The sequence below is a fragment of the Robbsia andropogonis genome (assembly GCF_034047095.1).
Lineage (GTDB): Bacteria > Pseudomonadota > Gammaproteobacteria > Burkholderiales > Burkholderiaceae > Robbsia > Robbsia andropogonis.
Genome location: NZ_CP139170.1, coordinates 3,007,868 through 3,026,205, shown reverse-complemented (window position 1 = coordinate 3,026,205; position 18,338 = coordinate 3,007,868). Strand labels below are relative to the sequence as shown.

Here is an 18,338-nt window from a genome sequence, read left to right as displayed (position 1 = left end):
ACGTAAGAGTTACTTGTTCAGAGGGGCGAGGCAGGCAAGGGTGTCTGTAACGCCGCGAGATCGTCCGACGTGAGCCAGCGCCATGCCCCGGGCGGCAGGTCTTCGGGCAAGGATAGCGTGCCGATCGCCGCGCGGTGTAGCGCCTCGACGCGATTACCGACGGCGGCGACCATCCGTTTCACTTGGTGATACTTGCCTTCGGCGATGGTGAGCATCAACCTGTGGGAGGATAGCGCCGCCGTGTCGAGTGCCCGGCTCGGCGCGGTCTCTCCGTGCAGCAGGACACCATCGTGTAACGTGCGCAACTGAACGTCGTCGAGTGGGTGTTTCACGGTGGCGTGATAGCGTTTTGGCACATGCCGTCGCGGCGACGCCATCGCATGCACGAAGGCGCCGTCGTCCGATAGCAGAAGCAGACCGGTGGTGTCCTGGTCCAGCCGGCCGACGCATTGCACCCCCCGTACCGTCAGTGGCGTTGGCAGCAGGGAAAACACGCTGGCATGATGCTGCGGATCGCGTGAACATTCCACGCCTGCCGGTTTGTGCAGCATCAGATAGGCTTTATCGCAAAAGGGCCAGACCTGGCCGTCGACCTCGAGGGTCAGACCAGCGGTCTCCCATTCTCCATCCGGGTCCGATTGCGCGATGCCGTCGATGACGATGGCGCCCCGTTCGACCAGGGCACGGCACGCTCGCCGCGCACCAAAGCCTTGCGAGAACAGGATCGATTCGAGATCCAGGATACCGGCTGCACGCCGGCGCGTATTACGTTTTGTCATTCCCGCCCGTCGGCTTTGCCTGGTCACCGTCTTGCCGCGCCGTGAACGCCGCGTTGTCTCCTGCATGCCGTTTCTGTACCAGCACCCAGGGCGCGACAACCACGGCCCAAAGCGATGCATCGCTGGCTTCGTAGGTGGCGGCCATGGCCGCGGGCATCCGTTCGAGTAGGCCGCTCGACGCCCATGCCGCCACTTGACGCGCGTCGTCGCCCGCGACCGCTTCGGCCACGCTGACCAGGTCGAGGTCACCGGCAATGTGCAGCAGGGCGCCGCGCAGGTGCAACGGCGCGAGTTCGGACCACTTGACCTGCGCGGTTTCCCCCAGCAGTTTCAGGTAGCGCTCGGACGGTTCGGTGGAATGCGGCAATGTAGACGGCACGATGACGTTGAAAGAATAGAGGAAGCAGGGACGATGCTGGGGGAAATCGCGGAGCCGGTCAATGGGGATCGAGTGTCGCGAAGTGGCTGACCAACGCGATGACCACCAGGGCGATGCCGATCTCGATCCATGTCAGCAGGGCGAATGCACGCTGCAATCGTTGAAGTCTGTCCCGGCGCGTAGTCGACGCAACGCGGTCTACGTCGACATGCCGCATGGCCGGGACGATACCATAGCGATTCACCAGCGCAATCGCGATCATCGCCGCGACAAGCACGCACTTTTCCATCAATCCATCGCGATAAGGCGCATTGGACATGGTGCCGGTCCAGGGAAGCGTGCCTAGAATCCAGGCAATATTCGCGATGCCGGTTGCCACCGCCAACGCGACCGCGATGTGGCCCGCAATGGAAAAACGCTGTAATGTGCGCTGCGCCTCGGCACGGTTATAGGGTTGTAACCGGGGCAACGCAGATGATGGCGTATGCGAGAGTTGCGACAGAATCGGTAACAGGAGGGGGAGCATGCCGGCCCATGCCGCGGTGGCGAGCAGATGCAAGGCGTGGTTCGTGCGTTGCAAGGCACCACCCCAGCCGCTCAGCATGGCCGCATGGCCTTCGAGGCCCAGCGTCATCAGCAGCGCGGCAGTGCCGGCCAAGGTGATAAGCGTGAGAGCGCGGGATCGCGCGAGCGCAAGAGGGGTCGTCGCCAGTACAAGTACCAGATGCAATCGCCAGACCGCACCGAACGGCGTGTCCAGCACGGCAAGCCACATCGATGGCTGCCAGGCGTCGTCCCACCCACCAGTCATCTGCGCCGTTTCAATCGGAACCAGGGCGTAGGCACTGAGTAGTGTCAGCACAGCCATCCACCATGTGGTGCGGCGCGTGACGCATATGAGGTGGCGTGCGGCGCCGGGCATGGCGATGATCCCGACAAACAGCGTTCGCCCAAACCACGCGAACAGCGCGGCGAAATGGAGGAACCGGCAAACGACGAGCGCGCTTTCTACAGACATCGGCAGGAACGGGAACAATAGGCAGATAACCGCGTGATGTTACTGCACCTGCCTTTCAACCGGCATCCGATCGCACCGGCGCCGCCGTGTCGGTGCGCATGGGCGCTGTATTCCTGCGGGTGTTTTCGTTCGGATAAGTCTTGCGTGCGCCTTTAGTGGCAGGTCACCCATGAGGTGAGCGCTGGCGGCATTGCACTATCCGACGGCTTGCATGCCGGATGACGCTATAGGCGGCTCGGCAGGCCCGACGACGTTCGCATTGTCCGAACGTTGATAGCGGGTGAAGCGTTCCGCATTCGGCAGCGCTTGCAGCGCGGCATCGATGCGCGTAATCAGCGCGTCGATGACAATGGGCTTGCGCAGCAGGATGGCTTCGGCGGGAAGATCCGCCCGGACCAGATCCAGGTTGATGTGGCCGGTCATGAAGAGGATGGGCAATCGGGGATGCATCGCCCCAAGGACCCGCCCTAAAAGCGCGCCGTTGAACCCGTGCATCGCACAGTCGCTGATGACAATATCCGGTATCGAGAGATCGATTTGCTGAAGCGCCGCCAACCCGCTTTCCACTTGCTCCACGACGAACCCGGCTTCCTCCAGCAAGGCCGCAAGCGCCGTGCGCAGATCACGCTGGTCGTCAACCAGCAAGACCCGGGGCGGTTGCGGCGGCGGGTCCGCGGATGGCGGGATGCCCACCACTATCGCGGGCGGCACGCCGTCCAACATCGCCTGGCTGGTTTCCGTCGATGCGACGAGGGCGGACATTTCGTCCGCCGTACTGATGCGCAACCACAAAGTGACCGTCGTGCCGGTGTGTGGCGAGGCATCGATGCGGGCTGTGCCGCCTGCTTTCAGCGCCGCCGCCTGGACCTGAGCCAAACCCAGTCCGGTCCCCTTGTTTGCCGGTTTTGTCGTGAAGAAAGGCTCGAATGCCCGGGCCGCGACATCCTCCGGCATTCCCGGTCCGGAATCCGAAACTTGCAACATGACGTAATCACCCTCGGCAAGCGGCGGGGTCATGGCGTCGCCCTGGGAAGGTGTTACATCACCCACCGCGCCGCCAGACACTGCCGTGCCGGCAATCGATGCGGATGCACCGTCGTGCGGGACCGCATCGACCCGTGTACGCATGGTCGTGATGCGGATGCTGCCAACGTTGCGCATTGCGTCGCGGGCGTTGATGACCATATTCATCATGGCGGCTTCGATCTGCGTCGCGGCGCAGTCGATACACGCCGTGCCCGCGTTCAATGCAAATGTCAGGCGGATTTCCGGACCCAGGACGCGGGCGAGGAGGTCTTCGATGCGCTCGATGGTGGCATCGACACAGCACACCGGCTGCGCGGCCTCGTGGTCCTCGCCGTCAGTCCGGTTACGCGAAAATGCCAGAAGCTGGGATACCAGGCTGGCACCGTGCTCGACCGCGAGCATGCCACTGTTTGCCCAACGTCGCACGTGCTCCGCCTGTTCAGCCTTGCGTTGCACCAGCTGCAGGCTTGTACTGATGGTCTGCAACAAGTTGTTGAAATCATGCGCGATACCACTGGCCAATTGTCCGACGGCGTTGACGCGTTGCTCATGCCGCAGTCGTGCGTAGAGGCCTTCGTCGGCGTCCGAAGCGTCAGCCAACGCCATTGTGATTTTCTGTCGCAAGGCATGGTTTTGTCGCGCGCGCGCAAGGCCGAGTTCGCGCAACTGGATAAGCGCCGTCGCTTGTCGGGCCAATGCTAGTAATCCTTGTTGCTGGGCGGCAGTGAACGGCGCCAGGCCGCTCTTATCGTCCAGCGAGCGAGGCTTGGTGTCGATGACGCAAAGGGTGCCGAGCGCGTGGCCGTCAGGGGAGCGTAGCGGCGCACCTGCGTAGAAACGGATCCCGGGTTCATCGGTCACCAGAGGATTGCCGCTGAATCGCGCGTCCGCGGTGGCATCCAAGACAATTGTCAGCGCTTCAGGCTGCAGAATCGCGTGAGCGCAAAATGCCAGGTCCCGATGCGTCTGCGTGGCATCCAGGCCAATCCGGGCCTTGAACCATTGGCGGTCCCGGTCAATGAGCGACACCAATGCAATAGGCGTATCGCACACCGTAGCGGCTAATTGGACAATGTCGTCGAACGCTATCTCGGGCTCGGTATCGAGTAGTGCAAGCCGCTCCAGTGCCGCGATGCGCGCAGCTTCGTTCGCGGGCAACGCGGCAGCTACGGCTTCTGGCGTGGTGACAGGGAAACGATCTCGCATGGGCGGTGCCGCGCAATGGTGCGTAAAAACGTGAAAAAGACCGATCTGTCGCGAATAGTTTGCAGCAGCGCCCGTGGGTATCGAATGATTGTGACACGTCCCTTCATAACGCTTGCCAGGCCTTGCAATCGAGCCAAGCGCACCGATAATGCGGGGAAAATTGTCTTGTCACTCACGCCACACAGGGTACATCACGGTACGTGCATCAAAGCTAAGCACGTCTCGTGCCTGGTGAGCATTTCAAAATTTTCATATGCTTGAGACGATTATGGAAAATCTTCATAGTCATTTGTAAGTTTAAATGTCTAGGTGTAAACCCGGAAATTGGGTCGAGATCGGCGTTGTCCGGTGATCTGTTCGATAAATTGGTGCTTTAATACGCGCCGTTTGCCACTTTAAAGTTGTATTGGCAATTGTTATAACCACATATCACGGTCATACGGACCAGTCTTTCGTTATCCTTTCATTTGAGCGATGACGGGTTCTCGGGGAATGCTTTGGATACGACGCATGCGATTGCCGCCAGCGCTTGGCTGCAGCACGATTCACAACTGATACTTGCCTGCGTGTTGGCACTGGCGACTGTCGTCACGCTAATCGCGGTGTTACGGATCGCGCCGTTTTTCGCGATCCTGCTTGGCACCTTCGTTGCCGGTGCCGTGGCGGGCCTGCCGATGGAGAAAGTCGCAAAAGCTTTCAGTCAGGGGGCAGGCGGCTTGCTTGGCGATGTCGGCGTCATCATCGCTTTGGGTGCAATGCTGGGCGCGCTGATGGCGGAATCAGGCGCGGCGGATCGCCTTGTCGACGCGATGTTGCGTCGCTCGACGCCACGTACGCTGCCTTGGTTGATGGCAGGTGTCGCGGTGATCATCGGCTTGCCGTTGTTTTTCGAAGTTGGCCTGGTCGTCATGGTGCCGATCATTTTCGTGATGGCACGACGCGCGAACCAGCCGGTGCTGCGAATCGCGATCCCGGCATTGGCCGGCATGACGACATTGCACGCGTTGCTGCCGCCGCATCCGGGTCCGCTGATTGCCGTCAGTGCGCTGCACGCGGACCTGGGCATGACGATTCTGCTGGGTTTTATCGCCGCAATCCCGGCCATCATCATCGCAGGCCCGCTTTACGGGATGTGGCTGGGTCCGCGGATCGCCGCGCAACGCGCACGCGATGGAGAGTCCGACGCGGCGGCGGTGGCGATTGGGGCAACCTTTGATGGTGAGCATGCCGCCGTGCCGGTTGCTGACGCGGATGCATCGCGGTATCGTCGCCCGAGTTTCGGTATGTCGTTGATCACGATCCTGCTGCCGGTGATCTTGATGCTGGGGCGGACCATCGCCCGGTTGTTGCTGCCTGCCGCGTCACCACTCACGCAGGCACTTGAATTCCTCGGCGAACCGATCATCGCCTTGAGCCTCACGGTTATCGTGGCGATCGTTGGTTTCGGTTGGGCCACGGGGCGTGGGAAGAACGAAGTGGGCAACATCCTGCGTCGCAGCCTTCCGCCGATTTGCATCTTGCTGCTGACTATCGGCGCGGGCGGCGGCTTGAAGCAGACATTGGTATTGGCCGGGATCAGCGACACGGTTAGCAAGGTTGCCACCGGTACGCATCTGCCACTAGTACTACTGGCCTATCTGATTGCAATCTGTCTGCGTCAGGCGACCGGCTCGGCAACTGTCGCCACCACGACCACGGCAGGCATTGTCGCGCCGTTGGCGATGGGAATGCCGGCAACGCATGGTGCTTTGTTGACACTGTCGATTGGTGCGGGTTCGGTCTTCTTCTGTCATGTGAACGATGCTGGTTTCTGGATGGTCCGGGAATTCTTCGGCCTGAAACTCAAGGAAACGATTTGGGTATGGTCGCTACTGCAGACCTTGGTTTCCGTAGTCGGCATTACGATGGTGCTTGTGATGTGGAAAATATTGACCTGAAAACAGGACCATGTCCTGTGTTGCGTCCGGCGCGCCATTCCTTCGTTTCTTCAATGACGCGATGATCAGGCCGAGCTAGTGTTTGAAGCTTAAGTTTGCTTCGATTAACCGCTTTACTTCGGTGGAAAGTCGGAAATGTCTATCCAAGTCGTCTTACTGGCCATGGGTCTGTTTGCGGTAACCTTCATGAGTCCAGGCCCTAATCTGCTGGTTGTCGTGCAGGCGAGTGTCACACAGGGGCGAACCGCCGGCTTTATCACGGGACTGGGCGTAGCCGCCGGTGATGCGCTTTACGCGGCGCTGGGCCTGTTGGGTATGGCGACGATGATCGCGAAAGGCGGGACGTTGTTTTCGGTTATCAAGCTTGCCGGCGGCATGTACTTGATGTGGTTCGGCTTGCGTATGTTCCTGGCCGGACAACGTGCGGCACGCAAGCGGGCAGGTGCCAATAGTGTTGCAGGGCGGGGCGCGGTAACGGCATCGGGATCTGCGCTGGCGCCGCGACATGTGCTCGACGCAGGAACGTCGGGCGATCCCGTGGATGGCGCACCTGCTGCCACACCAGTTTCGTTGTTCCGGCGCGGCCTGCTGACGGATCTCGGCAATCCGCAAACAGCATTGTTCTTCGCCAGCGTTTTTTCCGTCGTGCTGACGCCTGCGACGAATTGGGAAACGAAGGTGGGGACGTGGGTTGGTATCGTCATCACCTCGCTGGCTTGGCGTTGCGTGGTGAGTCAGGCATTTTCCCTGCCGGTTGTACGCCGGGCGTATCAACGCGCCAGGCTGTTGCTGGAGCGCATTACCGGGCTGGCGCTGGCGGGCTTTGGTGTACGGCTGTTCTATCAGGGTTGGCAGCGGACTTGAACCTGTACGCCGGGTTGTTTGCAGCTGTGTCGATCGTCGCTTTTATAACTGCTTTGCCATGAAGCAAGTGTTTTCCACCGGCGTTTCATAATAGGCCGGAATGTCGATGAAGCCCGCTTCACGATAAAGCCTTTGTGCCGCGACCATCGTTGTCAGCGTATCGAGCCGCATCTCCCGATAGCCAAGTTTGCGTGCGTGGTCGACAGCCGTGGCTACCATCGCCCGTCCGACCCCCATCCCGCGCGCATGTTCGGATACAAAGAGGCGCTTTACTTCGCACAGCCCTTGCGTTGCGGTGTCCGGCAGTGGGCGTAAGCCGATGCAGGCTAGCGGCGTGCCGTGCACCGTATGGCGCGCGAGCCAGAGCTCGCCATTGGGTGGCGCATACTTCCCCGGCATCGTCGCCATTTCCTCCTCAAACGACTGGTACGACAGATCGATCCCGAGCCAGGCAACGTACTCGCGGATCAATGCAATGGTGGCCTCCAGGTCGCGTTGCGTGCGTACCGGTACGATGGTGAACATGGGGGCAGAAGTGTCGGTTGGATCGCGGGGCAGGGACATGGAATCTTGTTTGGCCATCTCGAATATCGTACGGGCAAAGCGGTATTTTTACACGTTTTGTCTGCGGGCTGCTCAGGAGGGGCAGGTCACATCGATCAGATCGTTCGCTCGAAGTCTTCAGAATACCAGACCCAATTATTGCGACAGAACCGACGCGGTTCCGTATATCGGTCACGGTACCTATCGTGTGCCATGAACATATACGAAGGCGCGTCTTTCGCGGCTAGGAATCCGTAATGGTCCATACCGCATCGTCAACGGACCAGTGCACACATTTCCGCCCTCTGCAAGATTCCAAGACGGCGAATCCTCATCCAAGAAGAAATCTACACGAGCATATCGTTTTGGCTTAAACGCATTTGGGAGACGAATTTCCTGGCCCTGTAGCTTATCGAGCAACGCTTCGACGGGATCGAAGTGATAAGCATCTCGCACGATATCGCATATGAAGCTCCCCGCAATACGGGGATTCAGTTCTACAATGTGGGGCACGTCATGTGAGACGATGCAATCCAGGTGGACAGGTCCCCACGTTAGCCCTGCAGCTGCCACGGCTGCGCCACATACGGCAATCATGCGCTCAAGGGTAATATCCTGAAGATCCAGCTCAGCCGTGTATCCACGCTCTACAAATCTTAAACCGCTCGACTTCAGCTTCCGCATCGACCCTACATAGACGCCGTCAAAGAATTCGACGCAATACTCATGGCCGGAGAGGAACGACTCGACCACCACTTGCCCCTCTTGCAGTCCGCCATCGCTCTCGAACAGTAGCGCTACGTGTTCCACTGCATCCTTAATTGAATGGCATAGTCGAACGCCATTGCTAGCTGATCCTTCGGACGGCTTCACTACAACCGGGATCGCTAAGGCGGAAACCAAACTGCTAGTCTGATCACGGTTTTGATAGTCAATTACGGCATAAGGTGATGTTGGAATGCTAGCTTCCTCAAGTATACGTTTTTGTGCAGATTTCGAAATCGACAGCGTAACGCATTCCGCATCTGGGCCTAGACAGCCAAGCGAGGCGGCCACATTCGCAGCCAGTTTCGCATATAAGTCGTGGGCGGTAGTGACATACAATTTCGCTGCTTGATGAGAGAATCGTTCCTGAATCCAAGATATCACGGCCGATTCTCTGGTATCGACATTGAAAATCTCTGTTTGCTTTGGAAAAACATTCCTATCTAGCTCAACGCCAGACTCAAGCAAGATGGTAACCCCCATCCCTCTACGCATGGCCGCTTCAACGAGTGCGATGCTCGTTCCGGTCGCCCGGGCGCCAACGATAACGAGTTCTTCCGACATACTGGCCACGATAACGTCCTTTTGGGAAAGCGCAGTGCACGCCGGCGCACATGTAATGACCGGCGCTGCGCGTTGTATTACGCGAATGAAGGTTCCTGGCTTGCAAAGAAATCAGCTTCGATTTTTCGTATAGCTTGCCAATCTTGCGTCAATTGATCGAATTCAGCATCGAATACGCCAACCATGCCAAGTGCGGTTTGCAAGTCGGTCGTGACGTGAAGTGCATCGCCGGGTTTAACCCATCGTTTAACGCTGACAAAGGAAGGTAAAGCCTCTAAAGCGTGCCAAGGAAAATCGCCGCTGAGGGTGCCAGCTTTTGGCGAGACAAGGAGGATATGCCCACAAAAACCGTCAAAGCGTGGTGCATCCTCAAGCGTCTGCAAGAATCGGGAGGGGTTTACGAAGGCCTCAACGGTTGCAGAGATCTGATTTTCGCCAGTGACAGCCGTCGTGAGTCGGGGGTCGAGACTACCGTGCAAGCGGGAGTTCAATTCAACGATGGTCGGGCCGTCTGCGGTCACGATAAGCTCCATGTGCGACGGGCCGTAGTGTAATCCCACTGCGTCCAGCACTTGCTTCGCATACGCAATAATCGACTCATATTGCCGCTGTGTATGGTCGACGACTAACATTTTTTCGAGGCGGGGTGAGTGCCGGCGATCTCGTTCGACCTCCCATACACTGACGATTTTATGTTTGCCATCGTATGACACGGCGTCCACGATGTATTCTTGCCCCTCGCTGTAGGACTGGACGAGAATTTCGTCCTGCACCTCGTCGTAATAGGAAATTGAGTCGAGTACGTTTTGTGCAGCCTCGGCGACTTGCTCAAGGGATCGACAGATTTTGACGCCCTTCACGCCTGCGCCACGGGTCGGTTTCACTACCACCGGTAATGAAGCGCTGCTCAATACCCAATCAACAATTTCAGCGGGGGTTTTTGCTTGATATTGGCTTGGCGTATGAATGTTGGCACGTTTCAAGGCCTCGATTTGCTCGTACTTATGCCGGCGTGCCACAGCGAGTTCTCCAGGATTTTTCAATGGGACATCCAGCGCGTCAGCCAACCATGATGCAAGCTCAATTCCGCTACCTCCACCTGGCAAGACGACACTAATACCCAAATCGCGAATTGCATCGGCTGTTTGTTGAACGTTACCGCGGTGTACGATTGATCGAACGTAGTCGGACGGGTTGATCTGCGCTTGCAATCGCGATGGCAGTGACTCACTGCTAAGGATATGTACGCACTTTACGCCGTAAGAACGGAATGCCGGTGCGAGATAAGCGCTAGTAGATGCCCCATCGACGATGGCGACAGTATCAATCAGTTGCTTTGCCATGGATCTTTCCTTGATTATCGTGAAATTGTAGGCGAGCGCAGTCCGCCAAGATGGCCTAAACGTTTGCCATCAAGTCACTGACTGCTGGTGAGATTTGGAACAGTTAGAGATACAGTGCGGCGAGAAAAGCGCTAGCAACGCGGAGCACGGTGGATACGTCGAACGATGATGCGGCACCTGCTGCCATCTGCGCTGCAGACCCGACCATCTGCGCACCAAATAGCGCAACGCCGATCGCGCTACCCACTTGTCGCGCAGCATTGAAGATCGCGGATGCAGTAGCAGAGCGGGATTTGTCCACACTACCGATGATCGTGGATGTTAGCGCTGGTGTGCTTACGCCCGATCCGATAGCGAGTAGTAGCAAACTTGGCAAAATCTGGATGTAGGTTGTCTGTTCGCTTATGCCATGTAAAAGTGCGAAGCTGAGGGCGCATAGGAGACTACCTGCCACTGCCGGAACACGCGGAGAATACCGCTTCGCCAATTTCCCGCTCGCCACGTTCGCTAGCATGATCACCGTGAACGGCGACAAAGCGAAGCCGGTTTGGGTTGGGGTATAGCCTTTTACGTGCTGAAAATAAATGCTCAATACAAAAATCAACGCGTAGAAAGACAGATTCGAGACCAATCCCAATATCACCGAGATCGATAAGGTACGATTTTTGAACAAGGATAAGGGAATCATGGGATTCCCCACCCTTGCTTCATTGAACAGGAACGCTGCGACCGAACTCAGGGCGAATGCGAAGCCCCATAGCACTGCCGGATTTGCCCAACCGTTCGAACCGGCATCTATAACCGAGTGAGTGATGAAGAATAGCGCGCAAACCGCCAGTACCTGCCCAGCAACATCCAGTCGCTTCTCCGCTAGACGATTGGTTTCGACAACATACCGTTGGCACGCCCACCACCCGAATAGGCAGATAGGCAGATTTACGAAGAAAATTGAACGCCACCCGAACCCGCTGGTGAGTACACCACCAGCAACCGGGCCCAAGGCACTTACAGCCCCTCCAATCGCACTCCACCAACCGATCGCGTGCGCACGCTTAGCATGGTCACCGGCACACGCGTGCGACAGTAAGGACAGGGACGTCGGAAGAATCAACGCCGCGCCAACACCTTGAATTGCGCGTGCACTAATCAGCAATCCAATGGACGGAGCAACCGCACAAGCGAGCGACGCCAGTCCGAACAGTATCAGACCCATACTGAAAACGCGCTTGCTACCGTAACGATCAGCCAGTGAGCCCGCCGTTAGCAGCAACGCCGCAAACGCCAACGTATAGGCGTCGACGATCCATTGGAGGCCCGCAACGCTGGATCCAAGACTGCTACCGATTTGCGGCATCGCGACGTTCACGATTGTCACATCGAGTTGCACGACGACGAAGCCGAAGCTAGTTGCTGCGAGGGTCCATCCTATGCTGGAGACCGGTTTCGAGAGAGGCGAGTTACTGGCAGTGTTCACTGAAAACCTAAAATCGAATTCGTGGTTGTTACGAAGCCCAATAGGGCTTCAGTTCGCGGCAAGCAGCAGTGTCAGAAGTGAAAATCAGTCGGTCGATCGCTATCGTCCCTATCCCATGTCGACAATAGGGCGCGTTGCCACCTACCGCGATGCTGGTCAGCACGTATTACTGTGTGGTCAAGTCGAGAACACGCGGCTGGCGAACGCGGGCGATCGGATTTGCCTTCGGATCGAAAACACGGGCTTGTATTGCCGTAAAAGCACGGAAATTCCATAGATTTCGCGCTACAAATACACGTTGCACCCATCGCTGCGCTCGTCCATTCTCGTCAAATTGCGCTTCAAAACGGTCTCGGGAATGAAGTGCGAAGTGATTGTTGATCGCCAACAGTCGGCCCGGACTGACTCGTGCGCCGAAAGAGACTTCGCGTATTGCTTTGTATAAGTTGTCCAAGGCAGCCTTCGCCCGTGCATTGGCTGGCAGTACCATGTCTGGGTAGAACGCTACTGTCACACGCGGCGCAGAGTGAGGGCCAGATAAAATCGGACTGAGGTCCGTATTATCACGTTGCGTTTCCGTGGCACCACGCCATCTGTATGGCACACGGATGATGTAATGCTTACCGTAAAGGTAGTCGATATCCTCGTCGGAGAGCATTGCAAGCGCGCGCCGACAATCGGCCACGCGTGTGTATGGTCCGCCGCCGACTTCATCTCTGACACCAAGCAAGAGCAGCGCAAAAGGTGAGATGTCGCCTTCGGGCATATGCGCTTGTGCCGCGTTCTCGATGTGGAAGTCCAGCTCGACCTCGGAGCCGAGTCCCGTAAATTCCTTTGCGGTCTCTTTGTGAGGGGTTAGGTTGTTAACAAGCTCACGGCCCTCATGCGCGATCGAGTAGGGCTCTCCCAACACACTGCCAAAGCCGACGAGTACATTTTCGCTGAGCACGCCATCTTTGAATAGATGGCCTGTTTCTGTAAAACGAGGACTACCGTGAACGCCATAATCTATTGGCAGATTGTCGATCTGCAAGGAGCCTAATGCCTCCGCGGTGGGCCGCTGGATTTCTTCGATCGCGGACAGCACCCTGTCCGGGAAGTTCATATAGGCGCATTTTCTGACCGCGCTCAGGTACGCGGGCGACCCTGTTGGATCATAGTCGAGCATGCTGAAAGCTCGACGAATTTCGGATGACTCTGATTCTGTCAGAACAATATGCTTGTCTGCACCTACTACCATTGTGATTCCCCTCTGATTGGATTGAGAGACTTCCACTTGCCAATAATTTTCAGATGTCAAAAAAATAATAAAACAGAAACGTATCCTTGAATCTAATTTATATTTGTTCGGGCCATTAATTTTATTTATATGTAATTCCTATGAAAATAACCAGATTAAATTGAATAAGATATTTAGTGGCATACGAAAACTTTGTGGTAAAGGAATGTTCTCGATTTTAGGGGGCGCCTCAGCTGGACTTCCCCGGTATGGCGGACAAGTGGTTTTCTGGCTTTGATGACCTGCTCCCCGCGATTAGTACGCGAATGATGTAGAGTCCGCTCCAAAGGGAGCGGAGAGATGAAGAAGCGATTCACGGAAGAGCAGATCATCGGCATATTGAAGGAAGCCGAGGCGGGTCTGAAGGCGGCTGAGATGTGCCGTAAGCACGGGATTTCCGAGGCGACCTACTACAATTGGAAGGCGAAGTTCGGGGGGGATGACGGTCTCAGAGGCGCAGCGGCTGAAGGAATTGGAATCCGAGAATGCCCGGCTGAAGCGATTGCTGGCTGAGTCGATGCTCGACAACGCCGCCTTGAAGGACCTCGTGCGCCAAAAGTAGCAAGCCCGCAGGCCAAGCGCGAAGCGGTTCAGAAGTTGATGAGCGAACGCGCTATGGGCATCACCCGTGCCTGCGGGCTGGTTGGCATCTCCCGGTCCTTGTTTCTTTATAAGTCGACTCGCAAGAGCGATATGGCTTTGAACGAACGCATGACCGCTATCGCTGCCGTGAAGCGCCGCTACGGCTATGGCCGTATTCACGCGCTTCTGCGACGCGAAGGCTGGGTTGCGAACCATAAGAAAGTATGTCGGCTGTACAGCCTCGCTGGCCTGAGCGTTCGCCGACGCAAGCGCAAACGAATTGCGGCTGTCGAGCGAGTCCAAAAGCCCGTGCCCAGCGGCCCTAACCAGAGCTGGTCGATGGATTTTGTATCGGATGGCCTAGCGTATGGACGGCGCTTGCGAAGCTTGAACTTGGTCGGCGATTACACGCGAGAATGTTTGGCGATCGAAGTTGATACGTCGTTGCCGGGCTTGCGGGTACGGCAGGTAATGGAGAGGCTTTGCGGGCTTTTTTAATTTTGGTGGCGAATCAGGGACGTACCCGCCAAATCGCTCTAAACCGCTGTCTACAAGGGCCTGTCAGGTCGGAGGGCTGACAGGTGTCACGGTTTTTCCGTGACGCCGAGCTTATCACGTCCGCCACCAACGAATTTCTTCCAAAAAAAACTTGATTGCTGTGTTTTTATACAGTAGTCTGACCTTGTGTTCCCGAAAGTGGAACATTGACTTCCTTGAATTTCTGCCATAACATGTTCCCATATTGAGAACATATGGCTTATGCGGCTACTTGGAAGAAACCGGCTTCAAGCGCTGTACGGTTTGGACGATCACACGGATAAGTGGGTGATCGGCTGGACTTCGGAAATATTGCATGCCTCTTGGAAGGTTCCGGCAGACGTTCGGCACCAATTCCCTAACGCGGTAGTTCGCGCAGACAGCACGTTTCTTTTTCCTGTCGCGTCGCAACCGTTCGGGATCAAGATTGCGGTGGGCTTTCCGTCTGGAATCGTACTCGTCGCTGATTTAGAAAACTGGATTCATACCCATTGATGGAACTCAAGGTAATTCGCTCGGAAGAGCAGCACCGGCACTATCTGGCCGAACTACACGGGCTGATAGCAAAAGCGCCTGCACCCGGAAGTCAAGACACTGATAAGTTGGAGTTGTTGTCGGTGTTGGTCGAGGCATACGAGAATCAGCAGTACCCAGTGGAGGCCCCGGACCCGATAGATGCGATTACATTTAGGATGCACGAACAGGGTCTGAAGCAGGCCGATTTGGTTCCGTTCTTTGGCACACGAAGCCGAGTGTCAGAGGTGTTGAGCCGGAAGCGCCCTTTGACCGTGCAAATGATTCGCGCCGTTTCGCTGGGACTTGGCATTTCCGCCGAGACCTTGGTAGGCGTCACTGCTCAATCAAAGGATGGTGGCCAGAAGGACGAAGTCGACTGGACGCGATTTCCCGTGAAGGAAATGGTTGCCAGAGGTTGGCTGAGAAAAATGTCTGAGCTTGCAGCAGAGAGTACCGAGCAGTTGGTAAAGGGTTTCATTTCAAGTACTGGACTTCAGTTCGGCACCGCTGCATTTCGGCGCTCTGTAAATGGCGACGCATACTCGCCAGCAACAAAGTACGCGTTGTATGCGTGGCTGGCGCGAGTGATTCAGCGAGGACGTGAGCGCAAGCCTAAGCTTGGTCACTTCGATCCGAAGGTTTTCTCGAATGCTTTTTTGCGAGAGCTTGCTCAACTAAGCTGGTCGGAGCATGGCCCTGCGCTCGCTGTCGAATTTCTTGAAAGGCATGGGATCGCCGTAGTCATTGAGCCTCATTTGAAGGGCACGTTACTCGACGGTGCGGCTTTGAAAGACGATGATGGTATGCCGATTATTGGCATGACCATCAGATTTGATCGGATAGACAGTTTTTGGTTTACGCTTCTTCACGAGGTCGCGCACCTTTGGAAGCACGTGGGAATTGATGAGACGTTTTTGGATAATCTCGATACTTCGTCCGAGGATAAGCGTGAGTTGGAGGCGAATCGAATCGCTCGTGAGGCGCTGATTCCGAGGGTAGCGTGGAAGCGCAGCGACGCCTGTCTTAACCCCACACGTGCGTCGATTGACGAGTTATCTAGAGAGTTGCGAATTCACCCCGCGATCATAGCTGGGCGAATTCGTAGAGAGTCGGAAAACTACCGGATCTTTAGCGAATTGGTAGGCAACAACGAAGTTCGGCGGCATTTCAACTTGAACGTGGACACCGAGGCGTAAGATGAGTCCTTTTTATGTACCGATACTTAAGGCAAAGAAGGGCGAGTTTTCCGCCTTACGGAATCTCCCCACTGTGATCGCGTCAAAAATCTTGCCGGTTCTTGATATTCCGATGCCTGGAGAGAAGTCCACTAATACGTTTGAGGAGGCGATCACAAAAACGGCTTTTGCCATGGGTAAGGCATGGTTGGGGCGGCCTGCGTTGGTAGATATGTCCAAGTGGAAGCCGAATGCGCGTACCGGCGGCCGAGTGCATGTTCTTGAATACGCAGTTTCTGCGATCGCTGATCAAGGCGTTCTTCCATATACTGTTGTCGCCTACGACCGATGGGATGACACAGTCTACAGCCAAGCGCTGCGATCTATTGGAACTACCTTTGGTCCAAAATTTTGCTTGAGGCTGAACACTGAAGCACTTGAAGACATGCTCGATCCAGATTTCTTCCAGGAACGCCTGGAAGAAATTGTTGACGGCCTTGGTATCGTTCCGGAAAGCTCTGTCGCAATAATCGACTTCGGAGACGTGGGGCACCGGTCCGTTCCTGATCTGCTCGATCGGGCCGACGTTGCGATCGAACAGCTTCGGGATAACGGATTTGGAAGTATTGTTATCGCAGGCGGCTCGATGCCCGAGTTCGTGAATGAAGCTGTGCGGAAGCCCAACGAGGCAGGCATGGTGCACCGGGTTGAAATGCTGCTTTGGAAGGCGATTTTTGCTGACCGGCGTAGCGACAGTATCGTGTTCGGTGACTATGGTATTCGCAATCCTAACGCCATGGATGGAATTATATCGAAGCACAACAACGGCAAAATTCGATACACGATCGACAATCAGTTTTTTATTCTGCGCGGCCAGTCCAAGCAACTGACCCGACTGGGATTGCAGCAAAAAGCGCTTTCCGCGCTCCTCGTCAATTCTCCGCACTTCATGGGCGAGCGCTTTAGCTGGGGTGATAGCACGATCGTTACTTGCAGCGATCCGAATTCGAAGTACATGGGCGGTCCTACAGAGTGGATCGGGATCGATACGAATCACCATATCCACGCGGTCCTTGCCGAGATTTTCGAACACCAACGCCGAGTTACGGGGCGCACAGTTCCTGGGGGGCGCTAAGATCTGCGCAGCAGGCTTTGCGTACGGTTTCCGGGTCGCGTCCTCCCGGAAGCGGGTGTGGGAATTAGGATGCGCGAGGTAGTTCCTGAGAGGATATCGACCATGGCACACAAGACATTTCCAAAAGGCTTGGATGATCGAATGCGCGATCACGACGGTGAGATTCGTAAAAAGCGCAGTGATACGAAGGTCGAGACTTTGCGTAAGACCTACGGCCCCGATTTTGCGAAGGGCTATCGATCGGACGCTGAGCTCGGAACGGTGATGAAGAAGGAAGGCGTCGATACACTCGATCAGCTCATTAAGAAAAAGATGTAGTGCTTATGATCCGTTCGCTTCGAGGCATACGCAATTGTTGCGTCGCCTCTAGCCGAGGTATTTCTTGGCATTATGTAAGGCGATTGAGGCGGCCTTAGGCGAGTCGTCTGTCCCACCACGTCGCACTTCAAACTGTTGTCAGGCTTGGTTTCGCCTGCAGGTGAGACAAGTGAGGCAAGTCAGATCATATATTCAGTCAATAGAAAAAGAGACTACGCTGCCATAGTGCAAGCACATGCATGCGTTCACTCGTCTCGCCTGACTCGTCTCGCGAAAACCGTTGCTCAGCTTGCCTGAGAGTGAGACGAGCCTGGTTCTCTTAGCTCGTCTCGGGGCGACTCACGCGTCCCGCTTCAACCGAGATCGACTTGCTGTGTCCAATGCTCGTAAGCGTCGACCCAAGGCATCTTTCGTCGCGACATGAACGTGCTCAGTAAGCGGCTGGTGATCCCATCTTGACGATGGTGGATGACGGGTTAGGTTGCCGTGGGCTGCCAGTTGTGCGGCAACAGGCCATCGATCTGCCGTGCCGGATGGGTTGGCAATCGATTTAGTACGTCTTTGAGATAGGCGTACGGATCATGGCCATTGAGCTTGGCCGACTGAACGAGACTCATGATTGCCGCCGCGCGTTTGCCTGCCCGCAATGAACCCGCGAACAGCCAATTCTTCCTGCCCAGCGCAATTTCCCGTTCATTCTGCCCATATCGGGCAGGAAGTCGAGATTCATTATCGTTGGCATCCGCTGTATGGGCGTCGCGTCAAGGTTAAAGACATCGAGCGTCGCGGCGGAGGTCAGGTCGTCCATGTGGAGGCGGACCCCGGTGTAATCAGGATGATCGCGGGATGGATGCTCGATGCCGCGATTTGTTCAGCGATGGTTCTCGGCGAACCGAGA

The 18,338-nt window shown here is 56.3% G+C and carries 15 protein-coding genes and 3 pseudogenes; 7 read left to right on the top strand and 11 right to left on the bottom strand.

The features are described from left to right. Nucleotides 1-17: 17 nt before the first annotated feature. From SJQ66_RS26660 to SJQ66_RS26645, 4 genes and pseudogenes are all read right to left on the bottom strand, one after another. The gene (locus SJQ66_RS26660; protein WP_024901699.1) at nucleotides 18-740 is read right to left on the bottom strand and encodes a 16S rRNA pseudouridine(516) synthase; all 723 of its coding nucleotides are present in this window, start codon (nucleotides 738-740) and stop codon (nucleotides 18-20) included. 106 nt (nucleotides 741-846) lie between these two features. Further along, nucleotides 847-1,161: pseudogene (locus tag SJQ66_RS26655) on the bottom strand (DUF2288 domain-containing protein); the annotation flags it as partial. A gap of 55 nt (nucleotides 1,162-1,216) precedes the next feature. Further along, nucleotides 1,217-2,176: a copper homeostasis membrane protein CopD gene (gene copD / locus SJQ66_RS26650; RefSeq protein ID WP_320534764.1), complete on the bottom strand. Its 960-nt coding sequence runs from the start codon at nucleotides 2,174-2,176 to the stop codon at nucleotides 1,217-1,219. Between the two features lie 195 nt (nucleotides 2,177-2,371). Then, nucleotides 2,372-4,408 (bottom strand): response regulator, encoded by a 2,037-nt coding sequence (locus tag SJQ66_RS26645; RefSeq protein ID WP_320534763.1) that lies wholly within the window; start codon nucleotides 4,406-4,408, stop codon nucleotides 2,372-2,374. Nucleotides 4,409-4,905: 497 nt separating this feature from the next. Here SJQ66_RS26645 and SJQ66_RS26640 point away from each other — a divergent pair, with 497 nt between their 5' ends. Beyond that, nucleotides 4,906-6,345, top strand: coding sequence for a GntP family permease (locus SJQ66_RS26640; RefSeq protein ID WP_176026038.1), 1,440 nt, complete (start codon nucleotides 4,906-4,908; stop codon nucleotides 6,343-6,345). Between the two features lie 135 nt (nucleotides 6,346-6,480). Beyond that, nucleotides 6,481-7,209, top strand: a complete 729-nt coding sequence (locus tag SJQ66_RS26635) for a LysE family transporter (RefSeq protein ID WP_024901694.1) — start codon at nucleotides 6,481-6,483, stop codon at nucleotides 7,207-7,209. Nucleotides 7,210-7,251: 42 nt separating this feature from the next. Here SJQ66_RS26635 and SJQ66_RS26630 read toward each other — a convergent pair whose 3' ends face one another. The 5 genes from SJQ66_RS26630 to SJQ66_RS26610 form a co-directional block, all read right to left on the bottom strand. Then, nucleotides 7,252-7,791 (bottom strand): GNAT family N-acetyltransferase, encoded by a 540-nt coding sequence (locus tag SJQ66_RS26630; RefSeq protein ID WP_253463884.1) that lies wholly within the window; start codon nucleotides 7,789-7,791, stop codon nucleotides 7,252-7,254. Nucleotides 7,792-7,953: 162 nt separating this feature from the next. Next, entirely contained in the window at nucleotides 7,954-9,081 is a 1,128-nt protein-coding gene (locus SJQ66_RS26625) for an ATP-grasp domain-containing protein (RefSeq protein WP_320535381.1), read from the bottom strand. A 77-nt stretch (nucleotides 9,082-9,158) separates the two neighbouring features. Beyond that, nucleotides 9,159-10,424: an ATP-grasp domain-containing protein gene (locus SJQ66_RS26620; protein WP_024901692.1), complete on the bottom strand. Its 1,266-nt coding sequence runs from the start codon at nucleotides 10,422-10,424 to the stop codon at nucleotides 9,159-9,161. A gap of 103 nt (nucleotides 10,425-10,527) precedes the next feature. After that, the gene (locus SJQ66_RS26615; RefSeq protein WP_320534762.1) at nucleotides 10,528-11,898 is read right to left on the bottom strand and encodes an MFS transporter; all 1,371 of its coding nucleotides are present in this window, start codon (nucleotides 11,896-11,898) and stop codon (nucleotides 10,528-10,530) included. A 166-nt stretch (nucleotides 11,899-12,064) separates the two neighbouring features. After that, on the bottom strand, nucleotides 12,065-13,174 hold the full coding sequence (locus tag SJQ66_RS26610; RefSeq protein WP_320534761.1) for a TauD/TfdA family dioxygenase: 1,110 nt from the start codon (nucleotides 13,172-13,174) through the stop codon (nucleotides 12,065-12,067). A 303-nt stretch (nucleotides 13,175-13,477) separates the two neighbouring features. Here SJQ66_RS26610 and SJQ66_RS26605 point away from each other — a divergent pair. The 5 genes and pseudogenes from SJQ66_RS26605 to SJQ66_RS26585 all read left to right on the top strand — a co-directional run. Beyond that, nucleotides 13,478-13,849 (top strand): annotated as a pseudogene (locus SJQ66_RS26605) (transposase); the annotation flags it as partial. Nucleotides 13,850-13,870: 21 nt separating this feature from the next. Then, nucleotides 13,871-14,257 carry an IS3 family transposase gene (locus SJQ66_RS26600; protein WP_320535380.1) on the top strand — a complete coding sequence of 129 codons (387 nt, stop codon included), beginning with the start codon at nucleotides 13,871-13,873 and terminating at the stop codon, nucleotides 14,255-14,257. Nucleotides 14,258-14,790: 533 nt separating this feature from the next. Then, entirely contained in the window at nucleotides 14,791-16,008 is a 1,218-nt protein-coding gene (locus SJQ66_RS26595) for an ImmA/IrrE family metallo-endopeptidase (protein ID WP_320534760.1), read from the top strand. Between the two features lies 1 nt (nucleotide 16,009). Then, nucleotides 16,010-17,122 carry a beta family protein gene (locus SJQ66_RS26590; protein ID WP_320534759.1) on the top strand — a complete coding sequence of 371 codons (1,113 nt, stop codon included), beginning with the start codon at nucleotides 16,010-16,012 and terminating at the stop codon, nucleotides 17,120-17,122. 102 nt (nucleotides 17,123-17,224) lie between these two features. After that, a complete protein-coding gene (locus SJQ66_RS26585; protein ID WP_320534758.1) occupies nucleotides 17,225-17,440 on the top strand; it encodes a hypothetical protein in 216 nt (71 codons plus the stop codon). Between the two features lie 476 nt (nucleotides 17,441-17,916). On the opposite strand, the pseudogene SJQ66_RS26580 reads toward SJQ66_RS26585, so the two are convergent. Both SJQ66_RS26580 and SJQ66_RS26575 read right to left on the bottom strand, forming a co-directional pair. Then, nucleotides 17,917-18,132: pseudogene (locus tag SJQ66_RS26580) on the bottom strand (transposase domain-containing protein); the annotation flags it as partial. Continuing rightward, nucleotides 18,054-18,248, bottom strand: coding sequence for a hypothetical protein (locus SJQ66_RS26575; RefSeq protein ID WP_320533723.1), 195 nt, complete (start codon nucleotides 18,246-18,248; stop codon nucleotides 18,054-18,056). The pseudogene SJQ66_RS26580 and the gene SJQ66_RS26575, both read right to left, overlap by 79 nt. Nucleotides 18,249-18,338 lie beyond the last annotated feature (90 nt).

Coding starts and splice junctions, on each gene's coding strand:
- SJQ66_RS26585 (WP_320534758.1), top strand. CDS start 17,225: ATGGCACACAAGACATTTCCAAAAGGCTTGGATGATCGAATGCGCGAT.
- SJQ66_RS26575 (WP_320533723.1), bottom strand. CDS start 18,248: ATGGACGACCTGACCTCCGCCGCGACGCTCGATGTCTTTAACCTTGAC.
- SJQ66_RS26600 (WP_320535380.1), top strand. CDS start 13,871: ATGGCTTTGAACGAACGCATGACCGCTATCGCTGCCGTGAAGCGCCGC.
- SJQ66_RS26630 (WP_253463884.1), bottom strand. CDS start 7,791: ATGGCCAAACAAGATTCCATGTCCCTGCCCCGCGATCCAACCGACACT.
- SJQ66_RS26590 (WP_320534759.1), top strand. CDS start 16,010: ATGAGTCCTTTTTATGTACCGATACTTAAGGCAAAGAAGGGCGAGTTT.
- SJQ66_RS26645 (WP_320534763.1), bottom strand. CDS start 4,408: ATGCGAGATCGTTTCCCTGTCACCACGCCAGAAGCCGTAGCTGCCGCG.
- SJQ66_RS26595 (WP_320534760.1), top strand. CDS start 14,791: ATGGAACTCAAGGTAATTCGCTCGGAAGAGCAGCACCGGCACTATCTG.
- copD (WP_320534764.1), bottom strand. CDS start 2,176: ATGTCTGTAGAAAGCGCGCTCGTCGTTTGCCGGTTCCTCCATTTCGCC.
- SJQ66_RS26635 (WP_024901694.1), top strand. CDS start 6,481: ATGTCTATCCAAGTCGTCTTACTGGCCATGGGTCTGTTTGCGGTAACC.
- SJQ66_RS26625 (WP_320535381.1), bottom strand. CDS start 9,081: ATGTCGGAAGAACTCGTTATCGTTGGCGCCCGGGCGACCGGAACGAGC.
- SJQ66_RS26620 (WP_024901692.1), bottom strand. CDS start 10,424: ATGGCAAAGCAACTGATTGATACTGTCGCCATCGTCGATGGGGCATCT.